This is a genomic window from Erwinia sp. S38, from assembly GCF_016624545.1.
Taxonomy (GTDB): domain Bacteria; phylum Pseudomonadota; class Gammaproteobacteria; order Enterobacterales; family Enterobacteriaceae; genus Erwinia; species Erwinia coffeiphila.
The window spans coordinates 68,216-88,438 of sequence record NZ_JACVTS010000011.1 but is presented as its reverse complement, the minus strand read 5'-3'; the positions used below and the strand labels follow the sequence as shown (position 1 = coordinate 88,438).

The following is a 20,223-nucleotide window of genomic DNA, read 5'->3' as shown; positions in this document are numbered from 1 at the left end:
AGACGGATAAATGCAGGCTATTAGAGAGGTTATCGTGTCTCGTACTATTATGTTAATCCCTACCGGCACCAGCGTCGGCCTGACCAGCGTCAGCCTGGGCGTCATTCGTGCTATGGAACGTAAAGGCGTTCGTCTGAGCGTGTTTAAACCGATCGCTCAGCCGCGTACCGGCGGCAATGCACCGGATCAGACCACGACCATCATCCGCAAAAACTCCAGCATCCCGGCCGCCGAGCCGCTGGCAATGAGCCGCGTGGAATCTCTGCTGGGTTCCAACCAGCAGGACGTGCTGATGGAAGAGATCATCGCCCGCTACCACGAAAACACCCGCGATGCGGAAGTGGTGCTGGTTGAAGGTCTGGTGCCAACGCGCAAGCATCAGTTCGCGCAGTCGCTGAACTATGAAATTGCTAAAACGCTGAATGCTGAAATTGTGTTCATCATGGCGTTGGGCAACGATTCTCCGGCGCAGCTGAAAGAGCGCATCGAGCTGACTCAAAGCAGCTTCGGCGGCAGCAAGAATAAAAACATCACCGGCGTGATCATCAACAAACTGAACGCACCGGTGGACGAACAGGGCCGCACTCGTCCGGATCTGTCCGAAATCTTTGATGATTCCACCAAGGCTAACGTCGCCAACATCGATCCGAAGCAGCTGTTTGCTAACAGCCCGCTGCCGGTTCTGGGCTGCGTGCCGTGGAGCTTCGATCTGATTGCCACCCGCGCTATCGACATGAGCCGCCACCTGAATGCACGTATCATCAACGAAGGTGATATTCAGACCCGTCGTATTAAGTCAGTGACCTTCTGCGCACGTAGCCTGCCGCATATGCTTGAGCATTTCCGCCCGGGCTCGCTGCTGGTGACCTCCGCAGACCGCCCTGACGTGCTGGTTGCCGCCTGCCTGGCCGCCATGAACGGCGTGGAAATTGGTGCGATCCTGCTGACCGGTGGTTATGCAATCGATGCGCCTATCCAGAAACTGTGCGAGCGCGCATTCCAGACCGGCCTGCCGGTATTTATGGTAGATACCAACACCTGGCAGACTTCTCTGAGCCTGCAGAGCTTCAACCTGGAAGTGCCAACCGACGATACTCAGCGCATTGAGCGCGTGCAGGAATACGTTGCCAGCCATATCGACGCCGAGTGGGTCGAGTCGCTGACTGCGGCTTCCGAGCGCAGCCGTCGTCTGTCTCCGCCAGCCTTCCGCTACCAGCTGACCGAGCTGGCGCGTAAAGCCGGTAAACGTATCGTTCTGCCGGAAGGCGACGAGCCGCGTACCGTGAAAGCGGCAGCCATCTGTGCCGAGCGCGGCATCGCTACCTGTATTCTTCTGGGTAACCCGGAAGAGATCCAGCGCGTTGCGGCTGCTCAGGGCGTAGAGCTGGGCAAAGGCATTGAGATTGTTGACCCGGCAGTGGTGCGTGAAAACTACGTTGCCCGCCTGGTTGAACTGCGCAAGAGCAAAGGCATGACCGAAGTGGTCGCCCAGGAGCAGCTGGAAGACAACGTGATGCTGGGCACCATGATGCTGGAAGCCAGTGAAGTTGACGGCCTGGTATCCGGTGCGGTGCACACAACGGCGAACACCATTCGCCCACCGCTACAGCTGATCAAGACCGCGCCAAACAGCTCGCTGGTCTCTTCCGTGTTCTTCATGCTGCTGCCTGAGCAGGTTCTGGTTTACGGCGACTGCGCCATTAACCCGGACCCGAACCCGGAGCAGCTGGCAGAGATCGCCATTCAGTCAGCGGATTCCGCGACTGCCTTCGGTATTGAGCCGCGCGTTGCGATGATCTCCTATTCTACCGGTAACTCCGGTGCCGGTAGCGACGTTGAGAAAGTGCGTGAAGCGACCAGCATCGCGCAGGAAAAACGTCCGGATCTGGTTATCGATGGTCCGCTGCAGTATGACGCCGCGATCATGGACGATGTTGCCAAGTCTAAGGCACCAAACTCCCCGGTTGCCGGCCGTGCTACGGTGTTCATCTTCCCGGATCTGAACACCGGTAACACCACTTACAAAGCGGTACAGCGTTCTGCGGATCTGATTTCCATCGGTCCAATGCTGCAGGGTATGCGTAAGCCGGTGAACGACCTGTCTCGCGGTGCGCTTGTGGATGATATTGTCTACACCATCGCGCTGACGGCGATTCAGTCCAAGCAGGCTGAAGGTTGATTTAAGTTCTGATGCAGTAGCAGGTCTTACGGCCTGATGCTGATCGATTAAAGCCGCTATCTTTCGGGATAGCGGCTTTTTTTATGGCTGGTGGCAAGGGGCTGGATGTTGCGGATGAGATTTCTGGATATTACGATCTCCGGGTGGTGTTGCTGTGATACCAGGAAATGGGTGCCCAGCCTGGGCGGGGGTTGCCGGCGGTCCTCACGCCACGCGATGCGTGGTTCCCTCGGTTACAGCATCCGGCCTGTCGGACCGGCGGAGACGGTACATCCCTGTACCGACCCCGCCTGACGCCCGCTTCCCGGCTGGCGTCTCCTGGCCTGCTGCTTTCACCTCAGCGCTGCGGATTGCCTTTAATCCCCCGCCCGAGCTGTTCCCCCTTCAATCGACAGATGTCGCTTTTCTTTGAAAGGCGAATCGTCCAGACTGCAAATCAAACGCTGAACAGACCCTGAATCACCGCCAGACAGCTCTGTAATAACGGTGCTGGCTGGTGGCTGCCACGGCTGGCAATCCGCAGCGCTGAACGAAGAAAGGAAGCCAGGATGCGCCCGCAGGACGCGGGCACAAGGCTCGGTCGGCACACGGATGTGCCGTCTGAGCCGGTCCGAGAGGCTGACGAACGCAGTGAGGGCACCACGCAGCGCGTGGCGCGAGGACCGGCCAGACGGGGCAGCTACCAGCCAGCACATGCACCACTGCACCAAAAAACTCAGTGATTTATCGTCTGAGCCGGTCCGACAGGCTGACGCACGCAGTGAGGGCACCACGCAACGCGTGGCGCGAGGACAGCCAGACGGGGCAGCCACCAGCCAGCGCGAGCTCAGGCATCACATGCTCCGGGTTCCTGGCCCGTAACAAAAAAATTGCGATCCAGAATTACCCTAACTACAGCAATTCACGCGCCGCAGCCACAATATCCTCCGCCGTCAACCCATACTCCTGCTGAAGCCACTCCTGCGTTCCCACCTGACCATAGCGCTCCTTCACCCCAACCCGCCGCATCGGCACCGGGCAGTTTTCAACCAGCACCTCCGCCACCGCCGACCCCAGCCCGTTATGAATACTGTGATTTTCGCAGGTCACGATCCGCCCGGTTTTCTCCGCATAGTTTTTAACCAGCATGCGATCGATCGGCTTGAGGGTAAACATATCAATCACTGCCGCGCTAACCCCCTCCTCTGCCAGCCGATCGGCGGCTACCAGCGCTTCAGCCACCATGATGCCGTTGGCAATAAGCGTAATATCACTGCCGTCGCGCAGCACATTACCTTTGCCAATGGTAAAACGCGTGCCCTCCGGATAGATTTTTGCCGCCTGCTTGCGGATAGTGCGTACCCAGTAAAAACCGCGCAGCGTCGCCAGCTGCTGCAAAATATCGCGGAACATCGTCGCATCGGTGACCTCCATCACCACCGAGTTTGCCAGGCCGCGCACAATGCCCATATCTTCAAACGACATATGCGTGCCGCCGTTGTGGCAGGCCGTCACCCCCGCATCGGAGGCGATAACCTTAACGTTGTTCTTTTGATAGTCGAGTGCCATAAACAGCTGATCGAAGCAGCGGCGGCTGGCAAAAGCGGTGAAGGTATGCACAAACGGCGTGCGCCCGGTCAGCGACAGACCGGCAGAAACGCCAATCACGTTAGCCTCCATAATGCCGCAGTTAATAACGTGCTGCGGCCAGTCCCGCTGCACGCCGTCCATCGCCATCGAACTCATCAGATCGGCTTCCAGCGCAATCACCGGCGTTCCGGCGGAAACCTGCTCACGAATGAAGTTGGCGTAAACTTTACGCATTTCAGTGGTATCACGTTCAAGCGTTACAGCAGTTGTTTCAGTCATGGGCGGCCTCCAGGGCGGCAATTTCAGCGTCAATAGCCTGTCGCTGCTCCGGCGTCAGGCGCAGGTGGTGGCTGTTGCTTAACTGCTCAAGCCACGGCACCCCCTGCCCTTTAATACTGTCGAGGACAATAGCCAGCGGCCGCTGGTGCGCCTCCCTGACCGGTTTCAGTGCGCCATACAGCGCGGGGATATCGGCACCGGGTACGGTTTGCGCCTCAAAACCAAAGGCGGTGAATTTTTCCGCCAGATCGAACGGCTGAATCACTTCATCGAGCGTGCCGTCCAGCTGCTGCTTATTCCAGTCCACCAGCACGGTCAGATTGTTCAGCTTGTGGTGAGCGATAAACTGAAACGCTTCCCAGCACTGGCCCTCATTCAGCTCTCCGTCGCCGACGATGCAAAACACGCGATTGCTGCGCCCCGCCAGCCGGTGGGAAAGCGCCATCCCGGCGGCAATCGAGATCCCCTGCCCCAGCGAACCGGTCGTCGCATCCACGCCGCGCGTTTTCAGCCGGTCCGGATGGCTGGGCAGCAGCGTACCGTTCTCATTTAGCGTGATCAGCTGTTCCCGGGGGAAGTAGCCTTTGATCGCCAGCGTACTGTAAAGCGCAGGCCCGGCATGCCCCTTCGACAGGACAAAGTAGTCGCGTTCAGACCAGTCCGGATCGCCCGGATCGATGCGCATCACATCGCCGTAGAGTACCGCCAGGGTTTCCACCACCGACATGCTGCCGCCGTAGTGGCCGAAGCCAAGATGGGTCAGCGCCTTCAGGGTTTCCACGCGGATATCGTTCGCTAACTGCGTCAGTTCTCGGGTATTCATGGATTAACCTCCGAATCATTTTTGCTGCCATCGTCAGCCGGTTTGGGTTTGCGGAACAGGTTATGCAACACCAGCAGCGCGAAGATGCCGACAATCACCACCGTAATCATCTCTTTCGACAGATACTGCGCCAGGTTCCCCAGAATGATGCCCACCACGCCGAAGTCGGCATCCGAGAAGGTGGTATTGGCAAAGCCGAGCGCCCCCAGCACCGGTAGCAACAGCACCGGCAGGAAGGTGATCAGCAGGCCGTTGGCAAATGCCCCACACATCGCACCGCGTCGGCCGCCGGTGGCATTACCAAAGACGCCTGCGGTAGCGCCGGTAAAGAAGTGCGGCACCACGCCGGGCAGGATAAGCACCAGCTTAAGCTGGCCCAGCAGGAACAGCCCCACCAGTCCGCCGAGGAAGCTGAACAGGAAGCCAATCAGCACCGCGTTCGGCGCATAAGGGTAAACCACCGGACAGTCGAGGGCGGGACGCGCGTTCGGCACCAGTTTTTCCGAGAAGCCGGTAAACGCGGGGACGATCTCGGCCAGAATCAGCCTCACGCCCTGCAGGATGATAAACACCCCGGCGGCGAAGGTGATGGCCTGGATGATGGCGTACACCAGGAAGTTCTGGCCGCCGCTGAGCTGTGATTCAACGTATTCACTCCCGGCGCAGAAGGCCATAATCATATAAATAACGATCATGGTCAGGGAGATAGAGATGGAACTGTCGCGCAGGAAGCTCAGATTTTTCGGCAGGTTCATCTCTTCGGTAGAGCGCGAGCTTTTACCGGTTTTACTGCCGATCCAGCCCGCCAGCACATAACCAATCGTGCCGAAATGGCCGAAACCGATATCATCATTACCGGTGATCTGCCGCATATAGCGCTGAGCGATGGCCGGGAAAATCGCCATTATCAGCCCCAGCGTCAGCGCGCCGGTAAATACCAGCAGCACGCCATCAAAGCCCGCAACGCTGAGAATAACCGCAATCATGCAGGCCATATAAAACGTATGATGCCCGGTCAGGAAGATATATTTAAGGCGGGTGAATCGGGCAACAATGATATTCGCCACCATGCCAAATGCCATAATCAGCGCGGTAGAGGCCCCGTATTTCTCTAAGGCAATTGAGACTATCGCTTCGTTATTTGGAATGATCCCCTGAATATTAAATGCGTGCTCAAACATTCCCCCTAAGGGATTGAGCGAGCTGACCAGCACGGTAGCACCACCGCCCAGAACGATAAAGCCGAGTATGGTTTTTACTGTGCCTTTTACCACGTCAGTAAAAGGTTTTTTTTGAGCAATCAGGCCAATCATGGCGATCAGCCCCACCAGTACAGAGGGAACTTTTAATATATCTACCACAAACTTCAGCGTTTCCTGGATAATCATATCCGCCTCGCTTCGAAGGATTAATGGGAAGAGAAATATTCCTTGAGTTTTGTTTCCAGCTCCGTCATGTCGATAATACTTTTCAACACCACCAGCCTGTCCGGTGGCACATTGGCGCTTTCCGCAATATCTCGTGCCATAACAAACAGATCCGCCGCACCCGGCGTTGCCGATGAGAGGTCAGAGTGCTCTACCTCCGCTTCAATATTGAGTTTCTTCAGCACTTTTTTGATATTCATTTCAACCATAAAGCTGCTGCCAAGACCTGAACCGCATACGGCCATGATTCTCATAACGCCACCTTATTTACAGTCGAACGGAACCATGCCGATAAAAGCACAGCGTCATTATTTTTTGAAATCATTCAGAACAGAGCGATAACTTTTTTAATTTCCGCAAGCGTTGTGGCGCAGTGCAGATCTTCCAGCGCCTTGTCATTAGAAAATAACTCGCTGAGGCTGGATAACATCGCAATATGCGAATGACTGTCTTTCGCCGCCAGCATCACAATGACATTCACCGGGTCAAATTCTCCTGCACCAAAATTTACGCCGTGCCGAAGTTTAAGCAGCGACAGCCCCATTTTGCAGGCCCCTTCCTCCGGGCGAGCATGTGGCATTGCCAGACCTGGTGCCAGGACATAATAAGGGCCAATTTGCTGATGACCGCGAATAATAGCCGGAACGTAGTCGCTATTAATCACGCCTGCTTTCAGCAAGGGTCCGGCACATAATTGCAGTGCCTGCTGCCAGTCGGATATTTCATCAGCCAGCTGGATAGTGCCATCGTGCAACCAGTGATTTAACACGCCACCTCCTGTTTTCATTTTGCGCTGGGTGAACAAACTGTAATCAACGGATAAATAATCATCCGTGACTATTCTCACAAAGATAGCGCTACCAAAAGTTATTCAGTGGATTTGTGATAGCGCTATCATAAAGAGCATGCCGTCGGCCGATTTTTCGCCAAAGCAATAACCTGACGACTAACATGTTCTTTGCAGATACTGGTAAATTGACAGCTAAATGGACGCAAAAACGGAAACAGCCATGTCAGTCAATCGAAAACGACGCGGTACGGGGCGGGTAACGCTGTCCGATGTCGCCAATCTTGCCGGGGTGGGAACGATGACCGTTTCGCGTGCGTTGCGCACGCCCGACCAGGTTTCCGACAAACTCAGGGAAAAAATTGAAGCCGCGGTCAATGAGCTGGGCTATCTGCCTAATCTTGCCGCCAGCGCCCTGGCTTCCGCCTCTTCGCGAACCATCGCCATGGTGGTTCCCGGCCTGGCCGAAGCGGGATGCTCAACGATGTTTGCCGGGTTGCAACAGATCCTGCAGCCGGCGGGCTACCAGATTATGCTTACCGAGTCGCACCATCGCCTGGAAAATGAGGAAGCGCTGATGGAGACACTGCTGTCGTGGAACCTGGCCGCGGTGATCCTGCTGAGCGTTGAACATGGCCCGAATCTGCGCCAGTGGCTCGGTTCCGCCCGCATACCGGTGATGGAAATCGGCTCAATTCGCACCGACCCGCTGGATATGAATATCGGTATTGATAACGTTGAAGGGATGTTTCAGCTGACCTGTCTGCTGGCCGAGCGCGGCTATCAGAATATCGGGCTGCTGTGCGCCAGCCAGGAGCAGCGCCTGTTTCAGCAGCACCTGCGCGGCTGGCATAAAGCCATGCTGCGCCATCATATGTCGCCCCATCGGGTCATCAACGCCGCCACGCCCGCCAGTTTTTCCGCCGGGGCACGGCAGCTGCCGGAGTTTATCCTCAACTGGCCGGAGCTGGATGCGCTGGTCTGCGTTTCCGACGAACTGGCCTGTGGCGTGATGTACGAGTGCCAGCGGCGGCGTATCAAGGTGCCGGATGATTTAGCCGTTGTCGGCTACGGCAACAGCGACGTCAGCCAGGTTTGCCAGCCGCCCCTGACCACCGTCACCATCCCCCATCTCCAGATCGGCATCAACGCAGGTAAAGCGCTGCTGGCAAGGTTGGAAGAGGAACCATGGGAAGGCAAGCCGCTGGCACCCAGGCTGTGCCTGCGCGACAGCTGCTAGCGCGGAAAAGAAACGGGGCGCAGCCTGCGCTGCGCCCCGCTATCCACAAAATCAGCGATTACTCGCCTTCGCCGTTACGGCTCAGCCACAGCGACAGGGCTTTCAGCGAGTCGGCGGTGAATTCATCGCAGCGAGAGGTAATCTCTTCCGGCGTCATCCAGAAAATCTCATCCACTTCTTCTTCCTGCATGGCGAACGGGCCGTGAGACACGCAGCTGAACAGGCCACCCCAGACGCGGCAGTGCTCATCTTCGTAGTAAAACAGGCCATGCTCCGCAAACGGCACGGCAGCGATTCCCAGTTCCTCTTCCGCTTCGCGCCGTGCAGACTCCAGCATCACTTCGCCACTTTGCACCACGCCGCCTGCGGTGGCGTCCAGCATGCCCGGCATAAAGTCTTTAATCTCGGTACGGCGCTGTACCAGAATTTTACCCATGCCATCGTGAACCACGATGTAGGTAGCCCGGTGTCGTAAACACTGGGCACGCATTTGTGCTCGGCTGGATTGGGCGATGACCTCGTTATCTTCGTTAACGATATCGACCCACTCAGTGCCTGGCTCTTGCTCCACCATCCGTATCCCTTTTTGTTCTGGCGCTGTGCGCCGTTTAGTCATTATTATTCGCGGCGCAGCGCGATCCGCCTAAATTAATGATTAACGCCCCGCGACGCAATCATCCATTTGTGCGCATTCAGTTCAGTCCAGTTTGGCTGATTCCGCCAGCCACAGCTGCACGGAGGCGCGCTGCCACTGGAAGTTTGCATAGTCGGCAATCCGCTGCGGCAACGCGTCACCATGCAGCGCCAGGCGATTCAGCATCACGGCAAAATCGGTGTCGGCAATGGTCCATTCGCCAAACAGATTTTGCTGACCAGCAGGAAGTAAACGCTCGGCGGCGGCAATCAATCTCTCGGCACTGGCCTGCCCGGCCTCGTCCAGCGGTGCCAGACGCGCACCGGCGAACAGGACTTCGGTTGGGCGCTGCTGGCGAATGGGCATAAAATCACTGCGCAGCCAGGCCTGTAGCTCACGTGCTCTGGCTCGTTTTTCTCGATCGCGCGGATAGAGGCGTTCATATTCGGGTGCAGGAAAGCGATCTTCAAGGTATTCGGCGATCGCCGAGGATTCCGAGAGCAGGAAATCATCAACCTGAAGTGTCGGAACGCGGCGCGTAAGCGATATCTCACCGTAGGCCTGCTGATGGTGTTCTTCGCGCGCGAGATCGATGCGTTTCAGCGTAAAGGGCAGCCCTTTCTCACTGAGCGCAACGTAAACTGACATCACATACGGACTAAAATAGTTAGCATCCGACCACAGAATAATATTCGGGTGACTCATCAGGCGTCCTTCGACGGTTACGGATTGAAACACCTGTTTAGCTGGTTTTTCGGCCGAAGGCAAACATCTCGTGTGAGTCAGATAGCAAATCAGAATGGCAGCAATCATCGGTACGGTTTACCTGCCCGAAATGGACCAAAAATCCATTGTTATCAGCCACCGTGCGCATTGTCACAGGTGACAACGCTATCTTCACCTATGCTGAAAGTGACCGTAACCGCGATCCACTGAAAAGGATAAACAGTATGCATATTCTGCTCACCGGCGGCACCGGGCTGATCGGCCAGCCGCTCGTTGCCCGTCTGCTCCAGGCTGGTCACGAGGTCAGCGTGGTGACCCGCGATGTGGCTGGCGCAAGGAAAAAACTCGGCGAGAAGGTCCGGCTATGGTCCGGGCTGGAGAAACAGCGCGATCTCAACGGCATTGACGCGGTGATTAATCTGGCCGGGGAGCCGATTGCCGCCAAACGCTGGAGCGAGACGCAAAAACAGCTGCTGTGCCGCAGCCGCTGGCAGATCACCGAACGGCTTGCCGCATTAATCTCTGCCAGCAGTTCGCCGCCTGCCGTGCTGATATCGGGCTCTGCCACCGGTTTTTACGGGAACACCGGCGAGCTGGTGGTGACCGAAGACGATCCCGGCCACGATGAGTTCACCCATCGCCTGTGCGATACTTGGGAAAAACTGGCGATGCTGGCGGCGAGCGAGCGGACTCGCGTCTGCCTGTTGCGTACCGGCGTGGTGCTGAGCCGTTCCGGTGGTGCGCTGGAGAAGATGAAGCTACCGTTTAAGATGGGCGTTGGCGGGCCGCTCGGCAGCGGCAAGCAGTTTTTGCCGTGGATCCATATCGACGACATGCTGAACGGCATTCTCTGGCTGCTGGAGCATCCGACGCTGAGCGGGCCGTTTAACCTGGTCGCCCCCTATGCGGTGCGCAATCAGCAGTTTGCCGCCGCGCTGGGCGAAGCCATGCACCGCCCTGCTATCGTGCGTACGCCAGCCAGCGCAATCCGCCTGCTGATGGGTGAATCCGCGGTGCTGGTGCTCGGCGGGCAGCACGTATTGCCGCAGCGCCTTGAGGCATCCGGCTTTCGTTTCCGCTGGTATGAGTTAGATGAGGCACTGGCTGATGTGATCGACAGTAAAAGATAACCCTCTGACGTATCGCCATCGGGTTTAGGTCAGTAAACGCATCGTACAGTCAACCTGCCCGCCGCTTTTCATGCCGGAGCAGGATTGCACGGTGAACAACACGTCGTTAAGCAGATGACAGGCGGTTAGCAGGGGAACGCCTTACGCGGCCTTCCCCTTACGGGCAGTTACTTCAGTGCACCGGATAAAAACTGCTGCAAACGGGCGCTTTTCGGGTTATTAAACAGCTCGTCCGGCGCGCCTTCCTCTTCAATTTTACCCTGATGCAGGAAAATCACGTGGCTGGAGACATGACGGGCAAACTCCATCTCATGCGTTACCACCACCATGGTTTTCCCCTCTTCGGCCAGTTTCTGCATAATGCGCAGCACTTCGCCCACCAGTTCCGGGTCCAGCGCCGAGGTCGGCTCATCAAACAGCAGCACCTCCGGCTCCATTGCCAGCGCACGGGCAATGGATACGCGCTGCTGCTGGCCGCCGGAGAGATGCACCGGGTATTTGGCACGCGCACGCTCGTCAATGCCGACCTTATCCAGATAGCGGATCGCCCGCTCGCGCGCTTCACTTTTGCCCAGCCCCAGCACCTGAATCGGCGCTTCCATCACGTTCTCCAGCACCGTCATGTGGCTCCAGAGGTTGAAGTGCTGGAACACCATGGTCAGGCGGGTACGCAGGGTGCGCAGCTGCTCTTTATTGGACACTTTCAGCTGGCCGTCTTTATCACGCACCAGATTAATATTTTCATTGTTAACCGAGATAGTGCCTTCGCTTGGCTTCTCCAGGAAGTTAATGCAGCGCAGGAAGGTGCTTTTCCCCGAACCGGAAGATCCGATAATACTGATGACATCGCCGGCATTGGCCTGTAGCGATACGCCCTTCAGCACCTCATGTTCACCATAGCGTTTGTGCAGTTCGGTAACGCTTAATTTATTGTCAGCCATAGTTTTACTCAGTGTGACGATGAAGGTTTAACGTGTGCCAGCCAGCGTTTTTCCGCTTTACGGAACAGGCTGATCAGCACATAGGAAATAATCAGATACAGCACCGCCGCCAGTCCGAAGGCGATAAACGGCTGATAGGTTGCGGAGTTAATATCGCGGGCCACTTTCAGCAGATCCGGCACGGTGGCGGTAAATGCCAGCGCCGTAGAGTGCAGCATCAGAATCACTTCATTACTGTAGGCAGGCAGCGCGGTGCGCAGCGCCGAAGGCATGATAATGCAACGATAAAGTTTGAAAGTGGAGAAACCGTAGGCGCGAGCGGCTTCAATCTCACCGTGCGGCACCGAGCGGATCGCCCCGGCGAAAATCTCCGTGGTATAGGCGCAGGTATTGAGCGTAAAGGCCAGCAGCGTACAGTTCAGCCCGCTGCGGAAGAACGCATTCAGCATCTCGGTGCCTTTGACGATCTCCAGCGTGTACATGCCGGAGTAGAACACCAGCAGCTGTACGTAAAGCGGCGTGCCGCGAAACACATAGGTAAACAGCCACACCGGGAACCACACGGCTTTATGCTGCGACACGCGGGCAATGGATAAAAACACCGCCATACAGCCGCCGATCGCTACTGAAATAATCAGCAGCCACAGGGTCATTGCCACACCGGTAAAACGATAGCCGTCGGTCCACAGCAGGGCTTTCCAGTATTCCTGAACAATCTCAATCATAAATCAGCCCTTTTCACACCCACGGTGTAACGACGTTCCAGCCACCACAGCACGCCGTTAGACAGCGTGGTAAAGATCAGATAGATAACCCCGGCAACGATGGCAAAGTAGAACGGCTGCCAGGTCGTTTTACCCGCCAGCTGCGTTGCTTTTACCACATCTTCCAGCCCGAGAAGGGAAACTAGCGCGGTAGCTTTGAGAATTACCTGCCAGTTATTGCCGATGCCGGGCAACGCAAAGCGCATCATGCCGGGAAACAGCACGCGGCGGAAGATTTGTGAAGAGGTAAAACCGTAGGCCGTTGCTGCTTCAATTTGCCCCTTCGGCACCGCCATATAGGCCCCACGGAAGGTTTCAGTAAAGTAGGCCCCGTAGATAAAGCCGAGGGTGATAATACCGGCCACCATGGGATCGATATCAAACTGCCCCACGCCGATCAAATCGGTCAGGTGGTTCAGAATGATTTGCAGACCGTAGAAGATTAACAGCATCAGAACGAGGTCAGGCACGCCACGGATCAGCGTGGTGTAACCTTCAAAGATCATCGCCAGCGGGCGGTTATTGGAGAGTTTTGCCCCGGCACCGATTAATCCCAGCACCACGGCGAGTACTACCGAGCTGAGTGCCAGCTCAAGCGTCACTATGGCGCCTTTAAAAATGACTTCAGAATAGCCATACAGCATAAATATTATCCTGTCGTTGTGGTCAAAAATGCAGCCTCACCGCAAGCACAGTGAGGCTGGCAGACAGGGACTACTTAATCGCCGTATACATTAAAGTCGAAATATTTTTTTGCCAACTTATCGTAGGTACCATCTTTGCGAATTTCGTCGAATGCTTTATCGATCGCTGCTTTTAACGCCGGATCGTCTTTACGCATGCCCATACCGGTACCGATACCGAAGATTTTTTCATCTTTCACTGACGGACCGGCAAAAGCGTAGTCCTTACCGGCAGGCTGCTTGAGGAAGCCTTCGCTGGCGGCCACTTCATCCTGGAATGCGGCGTCGATACGACCGGCGGTCAGATCCTGATATACCAGATCCTGGTTCGCGTATGGCGTGACGGTCACACCTTTTGGACGCCAGTTATCATTGGCGTAGGTTTCCTGGGTGGTGCCCTGCAGCAGGCCGATGTTTTTGCCTTTCAGCGATTCCAGGGTTGGCTCGATTTTAGAGCCTTTTGGCGCGATCAGGCGGGAGTCGGCCGCGTACAGTTTTTCTGAGAAGGCGATCTCCTGCTGGCGTTTTTCAGTAATCGACAGAGAGGAGATGATAGCGTCAATTTTCTTCGCTTTTAATGAAGGGATCAGCGCATCAAAGTCGCTTTCCACGAAGGTACATTTGGTTTCCATACGCTTACAAATTTCGGTGGCCAGATCGATATCAAAGCCTACCAGCTGCCCCTGGGCATTTTTCATTTCAAACGGTGCATAGGTTGGATCGGTGCCGATACGCAGCGTTTTTGGACCGGCAGCAAATGCGCTGCCTGCTGAGGTGATTGCCAGCAACAGGGAAAGAGCCAGGACCTGCTTTTTCATAGATTACCCTCGAGTCGTCTTATTATAGGATTCGTGATGTTTGTCCACGCAATTGTTTTGCAGATTTCATGCCACATTTTGTGGCAATCTCCGCTTTTTTCAGCGCGTAAAGCAAGGCAGCGTAAATGCCCGGTTTGCTGGGGAATATATAGCAGGTTTGAAGGGACTTAGCGGCAACAATGTTTCACAATGGTGCAACATCTGCACGAAATGCGATTCAGCACCAACATTTGAACCATGCTGGTGCAGTGCACCATCCGCTATGCACCCTGCCAGCGCGTGAACAAATCGTTGTCGAGGGTGATATCAAACTGGTCCAGCACGCGGTTCACCGTCTGGTCAACAATCTGCATCACGTTTTCCGGGCGGTGATAAAACGCCGGCACCGGCGGCATAATAATCGCCCCCAGCTCCGCTGCGGTGGTCATCATCCGCAGATGGCCCAGGTGCAGCGGCGTTTCGCGCACGCAGAGCACCAGTCGGCGGCGCTCTTTCAGCACCACATCCGCCGCGCGGGTCAGCAGGCCGTCGCTGTAGCTGTGAACAATACCGGACAGGGTTTTCATTGAGCACGGCAGGATCGCCATGCCGTCGGTTTTGAACGATCCGGAAGAGATGCTGGCGGCAATATCGCGCACATCGTGAACCACGTCGGCCAGCGCCTGCACCTCACGCAGCGTATAGTCACTCTCCAGCGCCAGCGTTTGCCGCGCGGCCTGACTCATTATCAGGTGTGTCTCCACGTCGCTGACCTGCTGTAACACCTGCAGCGTGCGAATACCATAGATCACACCACTGGCACCGGAGATGCCGATAATCAGTCTTTTCATACCAAATCCTTAAAAAAAAACGGGCCGGAATTGCTTCCGGCCCATCTTACCTACTTACACCGCGAAGCGCTTAGCCTTCGTTATGAATTTCCAGGTTTTCGACTTCGTTCTGACGCGCCATCGCTTTGGCATCGTCATTACGCAGCGACTGCAGATACTCAAGGTACTGCTGGTCGACGTCTTTGGTGACGTAAATACCGTTGAACACCGAACATTCGAACTGGGCGATATCCGGGTTCTCTTCCTTCACCGCTTCGATCAGATCGTCAAGGTCCTGGAAAATCAGCGCATCGGCACCGATCAGCTGGCGAATCTCTTCCACTTCGCGGCCGTGAGCAATCAGCTCGGTAGCGCTTGGCATATCAATGCCGTAGACGTTCGGGAAACGAATTTCCGGAGCCGCCGACGCCAGGTACACTTTTTTCGCACCGGCTTCACGGGCCATTTCGATAATCTGCTCGGAGGTCGTACCGCGCACGATGGAATCATCCACCAGCAGCACGTTCTTACCGCGGAATTCCGCACGGTTAGCATTCAGCTTACGGCGAACCGCACTGCGGCGCAGCTGCTGTCCCGGCATGATAAAGGTACGGCCAACGTAACGGTTTTTCACAAAACCCTGACGGTATGGCTTATCAAGAATTCGAGCCATCTCCAGAGCGATATCGCAGGAGGTTTCAGGGATTGGGATCACCACGTCGATGTCCAGATCTTCCCATTCGCGGGCAATTTTCTCACCCAGCTTGGTGCCCATACGCACACGTGCGCTGTACACCGAAATCTTGTCGAGGAAGGAGTCCGGGCGCGCGAAGTAAACGTACTCGAACAGGCACGGGTTAACCTTTGGATTCTCAGCACACTGGCGGGTAAAAAGCTGACCTTTTTCAGTCACGTAAACCGCTTCGCCCGGGGCAACATCGCGCAGGAATTCAAAGCCCAGCGTATCCAGCGCCACGCTTTCAGAGGCCACCATATACTCGGTACGGCCATCAACCAGCGCGCGCTTGCCGATCACTAACGGACGAATGCCGTTCGGATCGCGGAAGGCAACCAGACCGTGACCGATAATCATCGCTACGCAGGCATAGGCACCGCGCACGCGCTGATGCACGGCGGCAACGGCGGAAAAGATGTTTTCGGCTTCCAGCGGGTCCTGTTGGAAACGATCCACTTCCTGCGCAAAGATGTTCAGCAGGATTTCAGAATCCGACGTGGTATTAACATGACGGCGACCGGTTTCAAACAGCTCTTTACGCAGCTCGTGCGCATTGGTCAGGTTGCCGTTATGGGCCAGTGTAATTCCGTAAGGAGAGTTCACATAGAAGGGCTGGGCTTCAGAAGCGCTGGAGCTTCCTGCGGTTGGGTAACGCACGTGGCCGATACCCATATTACCCTGCATACGTTGCATGTGGCGGGCTTCAAATACATCGCTAACCAGACCGTTTGCTTTACGCAGGCGGAAGCAATTTAATGCATCGATGGTAACGATGCCTGCGGCATCCTGCCCACGGTGCTGAAGCACCGTTAACGCGTCATAAATCGACTGGTTGACCGGCATAAAACCGGCGATCCCGACAATACCGCACATATTGACATTTCCTCATAGCCGCAACCCCGGTGCGATTACCGGGGCAAAAAACTCGACGTGCTCTTCAGGTAGTCAAAGAACCACCCGATGATGTAACTGAACTGAGGGATTAACTTCGACTGCTGCCAGTCGAGGCTTTTGGAAAAGCCGGTGAATGTGTCGAGGAAAAACAGCATAGCGGCCACAATCAGTACGCCACGCAGTGCCCCAAAACAGACGCCCAGTACTCTGTCGGTACCCGACAGGCCGGTTTTCTCAACCAGCGAACCAATTACATAGTTAACGATTGCGCCAACGATTAGCGTGGCAACAAATAACACTGCAATGGCGATTCCATTCCGAATCAGCTCGTCTTCAAATCCTGTGAACCAGACGGCAAGGTAGGAGAAGTAATGACTGGCGACAAAGAATGCGCATCCCCAGGTGACGAGAGAAAGTGCTTCCCGAATAAACCCACGGATCAGGCTAACCAGAGCCGAAAAAGCTATAACCGCAATAATGACGTTATCTATCCAGACCATGAACTCTTCCAGTGACAGTAATCGTGAAAACGCCCCTGCATCCAGTTCGGGGCGAATTCTAACAGAAAAAGAAAACGTTTGCGTAGGGTTTTCCTGCGTCGTTTTAAATAAACGAAAACGCTGAAAAAACCGTCGGGTGGGCGACATTCCTGCCGCTCACCACGCCAGAATGCAATTCGTTGATTTGCTTTATATCATGTTGCCTTCGGCCAGACACAGCCCGGTGCCACGCCGCGCTTCAACGGGTGGCACCTGTTACAGCTATTGTTATTTCCGCTCAATCCGCAGGGGCGATTAGCGTGCACCCCAGGGCTTGACGACGCCACCAAGGCCGGAAATGCCCTGTAGCTCACCGACTGCCGCCTGCATTTTGGCTTTTGATGCATCCGGACCGACGTAGATACGGGTGATCTGTCCGGCAACCGGCGTTGCTGGCACGGTGAAAGCACGATAGCCCGAAAGCCGCAGCTGCGCGACGATTTCGTTCACCTTGGCCGCATTTTTCAGCGCACCCAGCTGGACCACATACGCCTGGCCGGTCGGAGCAGTTTCAGCGGCAGCCGGTTTCTCAGCTGGCGTTTCCACCTTAGGCTGCTGCTGCTGAACAGGAGGCTTCTCAATCGGCTTCGGCTTCTCGACCGGTTTTTCCACCGGTTTCGGTTTCTCTACCGGCTTCGGCTTTTCAACCACTTTCGGCGGCTGCTGTACCGGTTGCTGGACCGGCTGTTGCTGCACCGGCGGCGGCGAAACCAGCGTGGGCTGATTGTTTGACTTCGGCGCGGTCGATCCGCTGTCGGCCTGCGAGGAGTTTTCCCCGTCGGCACGGCTGATGGCTTCGCTTGCCCCTTCCGGTGGCTGCGCCGGCAGCGACTGCGTTACCGGCGGTGCCAGTTCGGTCTCCTGCTGGTCGCCTGGTTTTGGCACCAGCGGAATGGCCGCGAACTCTTCCTTATAGTGTTTCTTTTTACCATCCAGCAGGCCAGGCAGCACGATCACGCCCAGCGCAACAATAATAACGGTGCCGACTAAACGGTTTTGAAACTTACTTGCCACTGCCGTTCTCCGCTGTCATCGTTTCCATTACGTGTGCGACGGTGTGGAATGACCCACACACCAGCACAATGTCCTGTTCCGCCGCCTGCTGCATCGCCTGATGCCAGGCATCGGCCACGGAGCCAAACGCCTGCGCCCCGCTAAGATGGGCAATCAGCTGCTCGGCAGAAGCACCGCGCGGGCCTTCCAGCGGCGCACAATACCAGTAATCCACCTGCGGACTGAGGCAGGCCAGGGTCCCGGCGATATCTTTGTCGTGCAGCATCCCCACTACCGCGTGAACTTTACCGCGCTGCGGCAGTTCCGCCAGCCGGCCGGCAAGATACGCGGCCGCGTGCGGGTTATGCGCCACGTCCAGAATCACCTGCGGTGAATGCGCCACGGTCTGGAAGCGGCCGGGCAGGATTGCCTGATGCAGGCTGGCACGAATAGTGGCTTCATCAATCGACAGACCCGACGCCCGCAGTGCAGCCAGCGCGGTGGCGGCATTCGGCAGCGGCACCTGCGGCAACGGCAGGTTTTCAATGCTGCCGCTGGCATCGCGGAACGACCAGCCGCCGTCGGTCAGGCTGTAAGACCAGTCGCGATCGCGCTGCTGCAGCTGCGCGCCAACCTCTCGCGCCACGTCGGCAATGGTTGACGGCATATCAGGTTCCCCGACGATGGCCGGTTTCCCCTGGCGAAACACTCCGGCCTTTTCACGGCCGATGCTTTCGCGGTCCGGGCCCAGCCAGTCAACGTGGTCCAGCGCAATGCTGGTGATCGCCGCAACGTCCGCATCAACGATATTGGTCGCATCCAGCCGCCCACCCAAACCGACTTCGAGAATGACCACGTCCAGCTGCGCCTGCTTAAACAGCCACAGCGCTGACAGCGTGCCGTATTCGAAGTAGGTTAACGAGGTCTCTCCGCGCCCGGCTTCAATGGCCGCAAATGACGCGGTATGCGCCGACTCGGCCAGCTCTTCACCCTGAATGCGTACACGTTCAGTGTAGCGGATTAAATGTGGAGAGCTGTACACGCCAACGCGATAACCGGCAGCCATCAGTACGGTTTCCAGCGTGCGGCAGGTGGTGCCCTTGCCGTTCGTACCGGCAACGGTAAAGACCTTCGGGGCGGGTGTTAACAGATCGAGTGAGGTGGCAACCCGGCGGATACGATCCAGCCCGAGTTCAATAGCCTGAGAGTGTAAATGCTCAAGATAATAAAGCCACGTGGCAAGAGGCGACGTGGCTTGAGGAAGATTATCCATGTGTCCCGTTCACAAAGTTACGGTTCATTGGTGAAAGAGGCCCGAAGACCTCTTTCTCATCATCGGTCAGGCCTCTTGGCTCTGTGGGCCGGTCGCTTCGGCCTCTTTGACGTCTTCTTCCTGCGGGGCAGGCAGATTCATCATTTTAGCCAGCAGGCTGGCCAGTTTGAAGCGCATAACCGGGCGGCGAACGATCATATCAATCGCGCCTTTTTCAATCAGGAACTCACTGCGCTGGAAGCCCGGTGGCAGTTTCTCACGTACCGTTTGCTCAATAACACGAGGACCCGCAAAGCCGATCAGCGCCTTTGGTTCAGCAATATTCAGATCGCCCAGCATCGCGAAGCTGGCAGAGACGCCACCCATGGTTGGGTCGGTCAGCACGGAGATATACGGCAGACCGCGCTCCTGCATCTTAGCCAGTGCAGCACTGGTTTTCGCCATCTGCATCAGCGACATCAGCGCTTCCTGCATACGCGCACCGCCGGAAGCGGAGAAGCAGATCATCGGGCAGTTATCTTCCAGCGCCCGCTCAACCGCACGCACGAAGCGCGCGCCAACCACGGAACCCATTGAGCCACCCATAAAGGAGAACTCAAACGCCGCGGCAACAACCGGCATCCCATGCAGGGTGCCTTTCATCACGATCAGCGCGTCGGTTTCGTCGGTCTCTTTCTGAGCAGCCGCAAGACGATCTTTGTATTTTTTGGAATCCCGGAACTTGAGCACATCTTTCGGTTCCAGCTCGCTGCCCAGTTCAGTCGTTGAACCTTCGTCCAGCAGGCTGTTCAGGCGGTCACGACCATGCATACGCATATGGTGATCGCACTTCGGGCAGACTTCCAGATTACGCTCCAGCTCGGCACGATAAAGAACCTGCCCGCAGCTGTCACATTTGGTCCAGACGCCTTCAGGAATGCTTGCCTTACGCGATGGGGTGATTGTGCTCTTATTGAGAATTCGTTCAATCCAGCTCATT

The 20,223-nt window shown here is 56.3% G+C and carries 20 protein-coding genes; 3 read left to right on the top strand and 17 right to left on the bottom strand.

Annotation, left to right across the window (positions count from 1 at the left end; all coding sequences use genetic code 11):
• The first annotated feature begins 34 nt into the window (after positions 1-34).
• Positions 35-2,179, top strand: coding sequence for a phosphate acetyltransferase (gene pta, locus IBT46_RS13855; RefSeq protein WP_200546157.1), 2,145 nt, complete (start codon positions 35-37; stop codon positions 2,177-2,179).
• 891 nt (positions 2,180-3,070) lie between these two features.
• On the opposite strand, the gene IBT46_RS13850 is transcribed toward pta, so the two are convergent.
• The 5 genes from IBT46_RS13850 to IBT46_RS13830 form a co-directional block, all read right to left on the bottom strand.
• Entirely contained in the window at positions 3,071-4,027 is a 957-nt protein-coding gene (locus IBT46_RS13850; protein WP_200546156.1) for a transketolase family protein, read from the bottom strand.
• Positions 4,020-4,850: a transketolase gene (locus tag IBT46_RS13845; protein WP_200546155.1), complete on the bottom strand. Its 831-nt coding sequence runs from the start codon at positions 4,848-4,850 to the stop codon at positions 4,020-4,022. The genes IBT46_RS13850 and IBT46_RS13845 overlap by 8 nt, the downstream gene beginning before the upstream one ends.
• Positions 4,847-6,238: a PTS ascorbate transporter subunit IIC gene (locus IBT46_RS13840; protein ID WP_105591256.1), complete on the bottom strand. Its 1,392-nt coding sequence runs from the start codon at positions 6,236-6,238 to the stop codon at positions 4,847-4,849. The genes IBT46_RS13845 and IBT46_RS13840 overlap by 4 nt, the downstream gene beginning before the upstream one ends.
• Positions 6,239-6,258: 20 nt before the next feature.
• Positions 6,259-6,531, bottom strand: coding sequence for a PTS sugar transporter subunit IIB (locus IBT46_RS13835; protein ID WP_105591255.1), 273 nt, complete (start codon positions 6,529-6,531; stop codon positions 6,259-6,261).
• Positions 6,532-6,602: 71 nt separating this feature from the next.
• A complete protein-coding gene (locus tag IBT46_RS13830) occupies positions 6,603-7,064 on the bottom strand; it encodes a PTS sugar transporter subunit IIA (RefSeq protein WP_234480119.1) in 462 nt (153 codons plus the stop codon).
• Between the two features lie 223 nt (positions 7,065-7,287).
• Here IBT46_RS13830 and IBT46_RS13825 point away from each other — a divergent pair, with 223 nt between their 5' ends.
• Positions 7,288-8,304 carry a LacI family DNA-binding transcriptional regulator gene (locus IBT46_RS13825; protein WP_200546153.1) on the top strand — a complete coding sequence of 339 codons (1,017 nt, stop codon included), beginning with the start codon at positions 7,288-7,290 and terminating at the stop codon, positions 8,302-8,304.
• A gap of 58 nt (positions 8,305-8,362) precedes the next feature.
• Here IBT46_RS13825 and yfcD read toward each other — a convergent pair whose 3' ends face one another.
• Both yfcD and yfcF read right to left on the bottom strand, forming a co-directional pair.
• Complete coding sequence (yfcD, locus tag IBT46_RS13820; RefSeq protein WP_105591252.1) at positions 8,363-8,878, bottom strand: NUDIX hydrolase YfcD; 516 nt, start codon at positions 8,876-8,878, stop codon at positions 8,363-8,365.
• A gap of 123 nt (positions 8,879-9,001) precedes the next feature.
• The gene (gene yfcF / locus IBT46_RS13815; protein ID WP_200546152.1) at positions 9,002-9,643 is read right to left on the bottom strand and encodes a glutathione transferase; all 642 of its coding nucleotides are present in this window, start codon (positions 9,641-9,643) and stop codon (positions 9,002-9,004) included.
• Positions 9,644-9,888: 245 nt separating this feature from the next.
• On the opposite strand from yfcF, the gene IBT46_RS13810 reads away from it, so the two are divergent.
• The gene (locus tag IBT46_RS13810) at positions 9,889-10,794 is read left to right on the top strand and encodes a TIGR01777 family oxidoreductase (RefSeq protein ID WP_200546151.1); all 906 of its coding nucleotides are present in this window, start codon (positions 9,889-9,891) and stop codon (positions 10,792-10,794) included.
• Between the two features lie 167 nt (positions 10,795-10,961).
• On the opposite strand, the gene hisP is transcribed toward IBT46_RS13810, so the two are convergent.
• The 10 genes from hisP to accD form a co-directional block, all read right to left on the bottom strand.
• Complete coding sequence (gene hisP, locus IBT46_RS13805) at positions 10,962-11,735, bottom strand: histidine ABC transporter ATP-binding protein HisP (protein ID WP_105591250.1); 774 nt, start codon at positions 11,733-11,735, stop codon at positions 10,962-10,964.
• An 8-nt stretch (positions 11,736-11,743) separates the two neighbouring features.
• Positions 11,744-12,460 (bottom strand): ABC transporter permease, encoded by a 717-nt coding sequence (locus IBT46_RS13800; protein WP_105591249.1) that lies wholly within the window; start codon positions 12,458-12,460, stop codon positions 11,744-11,746.
• Positions 12,457-13,143 carry a histidine ABC transporter permease HisQ gene (locus IBT46_RS13795; RefSeq protein WP_200546150.1) on the bottom strand — a complete coding sequence of 229 codons (687 nt, stop codon included), beginning with the start codon at positions 13,141-13,143 and terminating at the stop codon, positions 12,457-12,459. The genes IBT46_RS13800 and IBT46_RS13795 overlap by 4 nt, the downstream gene beginning before the upstream one ends.
• Positions 13,144-13,217: 74 nt before the next feature.
• The gene (argT, locus tag IBT46_RS13790) at positions 13,218-14,000 is read right to left on the bottom strand and encodes a lysine/arginine/ornithine ABC transporter substrate-binding protein ArgT (protein ID WP_105591247.1); all 783 of its coding nucleotides are present in this window, start codon (positions 13,998-14,000) and stop codon (positions 13,218-13,220) included.
• Between the two features lie 260 nt (positions 14,001-14,260).
• Positions 14,261-14,830, bottom strand: a complete 570-nt coding sequence (locus IBT46_RS13785; RefSeq protein ID WP_200546149.1) for a UbiX family flavin prenyltransferase — start codon at positions 14,828-14,830, stop codon at positions 14,261-14,263.
• Between the two features lie 70 nt (positions 14,831-14,900).
• Entirely contained in the window at positions 14,901-16,418 is a 1,518-nt protein-coding gene (purF, locus tag IBT46_RS13780) for an amidophosphoribosyltransferase (protein ID WP_105591245.1), read from the bottom strand.
• 35 nt (positions 16,419-16,453) lie between these two features.
• Positions 16,454-16,939, bottom strand: coding sequence for a colicin V production protein (cvpA, locus tag IBT46_RS13775; protein ID WP_105591244.1), 486 nt, complete (start codon positions 16,937-16,939; stop codon positions 16,454-16,456).
• 294 nt (positions 16,940-17,233) lie between these two features.
• Positions 17,234-17,992, bottom strand: coding sequence for a cell division protein DedD (dedD, locus tag IBT46_RS13770; protein ID WP_200546148.1), 759 nt, complete (start codon positions 17,990-17,992; stop codon positions 17,234-17,236).
• Positions 17,982-19,244 carry a bifunctional tetrahydrofolate synthase/dihydrofolate synthase gene (gene folC / locus IBT46_RS13765; protein ID WP_200546147.1) on the bottom strand — a complete coding sequence of 421 codons (1,263 nt, stop codon included), beginning with the start codon at positions 19,242-19,244 and terminating at the stop codon, positions 17,982-17,984. The genes dedD and folC overlap by 11 nt, the downstream gene beginning before the upstream one ends.
• A gap of 66 nt (positions 19,245-19,310) precedes the next feature.
• Positions 19,311-20,222 carry an acetyl-CoA carboxylase, carboxyltransferase subunit beta gene (gene accD, locus IBT46_RS13760; protein ID WP_105591241.1) on the bottom strand — a complete coding sequence of 304 codons (912 nt, stop codon included), beginning with the start codon at positions 20,220-20,222 and terminating at the stop codon, positions 19,311-19,313.
• Between the last annotated feature and the right edge of the window lies 1 nt (position 20,223).

What these genes read in the sequence shown, in the direction of transcription:
- IBT46_RS13835 (WP_105591255.1), bottom strand. Translation starts at nt 6,531, where the DNA reads ATGAGAATCATGGCCGTATGCGGTTCAGGTCTTGGCAGCAGCTTTATG.
- folC (WP_200546147.1), bottom strand. Translation starts at nt 19,244, where the DNA reads ATGGATAATCTTCCTCAAGCCACGTCGCCTCTTGCCACGTGGCTTTAT.
- IBT46_RS13840 (WP_105591256.1), bottom strand. Translation starts at nt 6,238, where the DNA reads ATGATTATCCAGGAAACGCTGAAGTTTGTGGTAGATATATTAAAAGTT.
- argT (WP_105591247.1), bottom strand. Translation starts at nt 14,000, where the DNA reads ATGAAAAAGCAGGTCCTGGCTCTTTCCCTGTTGCTGGCAATCACCTCA.
- IBT46_RS13830 (WP_234480119.1), bottom strand. Translation starts at nt 7,064, where the DNA reads ATGAAAACAGGAGGTGGCGTGTTAAATCACTGGTTGCACGATGGCACT.
- accD (WP_105591241.1), bottom strand. Translation starts at nt 20,222, where the DNA reads ATGAGCTGGATTGAACGAATTCTCAATAAGAGCACAATCACCCCATCG.
- IBT46_RS13825 (WP_200546153.1), top strand. Translation starts at nt 7,288, where the DNA reads ATGTCAGTCAATCGAAAACGACGCGGTACGGGGCGGGTAACGCTGTCC.
- IBT46_RS13785 (WP_200546149.1), bottom strand. Translation starts at nt 14,830, where the DNA reads ATGAAAAGACTGATTATCGGCATCTCCGGTGCCAGTGGTGTGATCTAT.
- IBT46_RS13795 (WP_200546150.1), bottom strand. Translation starts at nt 13,143, where the DNA reads ATGCTGTATGGCTATTCTGAAGTCATTTTTAAAGGCGCCATAGTGACG.
- cvpA (WP_105591244.1), bottom strand. Translation starts at nt 16,939, where the DNA reads ATGGTCTGGATAGATAACGTCATTATTGCGGTTATAGCTTTTTCGGCT.
- IBT46_RS13845 (WP_200546155.1), bottom strand. Translation starts at nt 4,850, where the DNA reads ATGAATACCCGAGAACTGACGCAGTTAGCGAACGATATCCGCGTGGAA.
- hisP (WP_105591250.1), bottom strand. Translation starts at nt 11,735, where the DNA reads ATGGCTGACAATAAATTAAGCGTTACCGAACTGCACAAACGCTATGGT.
- purF (WP_105591245.1), bottom strand. Translation starts at nt 16,418, where the DNA reads ATGTGCGGTATTGTCGGGATCGCCGGTTTTATGCCGGTCAACCAGTCG.
- IBT46_RS13810 (WP_200546151.1), top strand. Translation starts at nt 9,889, where the DNA reads ATGCATATTCTGCTCACCGGCGGCACCGGGCTGATCGGCCAGCCGCTC.
- IBT46_RS13850 (WP_200546156.1), bottom strand. Translation starts at nt 4,027, where the DNA reads ATGACTGAAACAACTGCTGTAACGCTTGAACGTGATACCACTGAAATG.
- yfcF (WP_200546152.1), bottom strand. Translation starts at nt 9,643, where the DNA reads ATGAGTCACCCGAATATTATTCTGTGGTCGGATGCTAACTATTTTAGT.
- IBT46_RS13800 (WP_105591249.1), bottom strand. Translation starts at nt 12,460, where the DNA reads ATGATTGAGATTGTTCAGGAATACTGGAAAGCCCTGCTGTGGACCGAC.
- yfcD (WP_105591252.1), bottom strand. Translation starts at nt 8,878, where the DNA reads ATGGTGGAGCAAGAGCCAGGCACTGAGTGGGTCGATATCGTTAACGAA.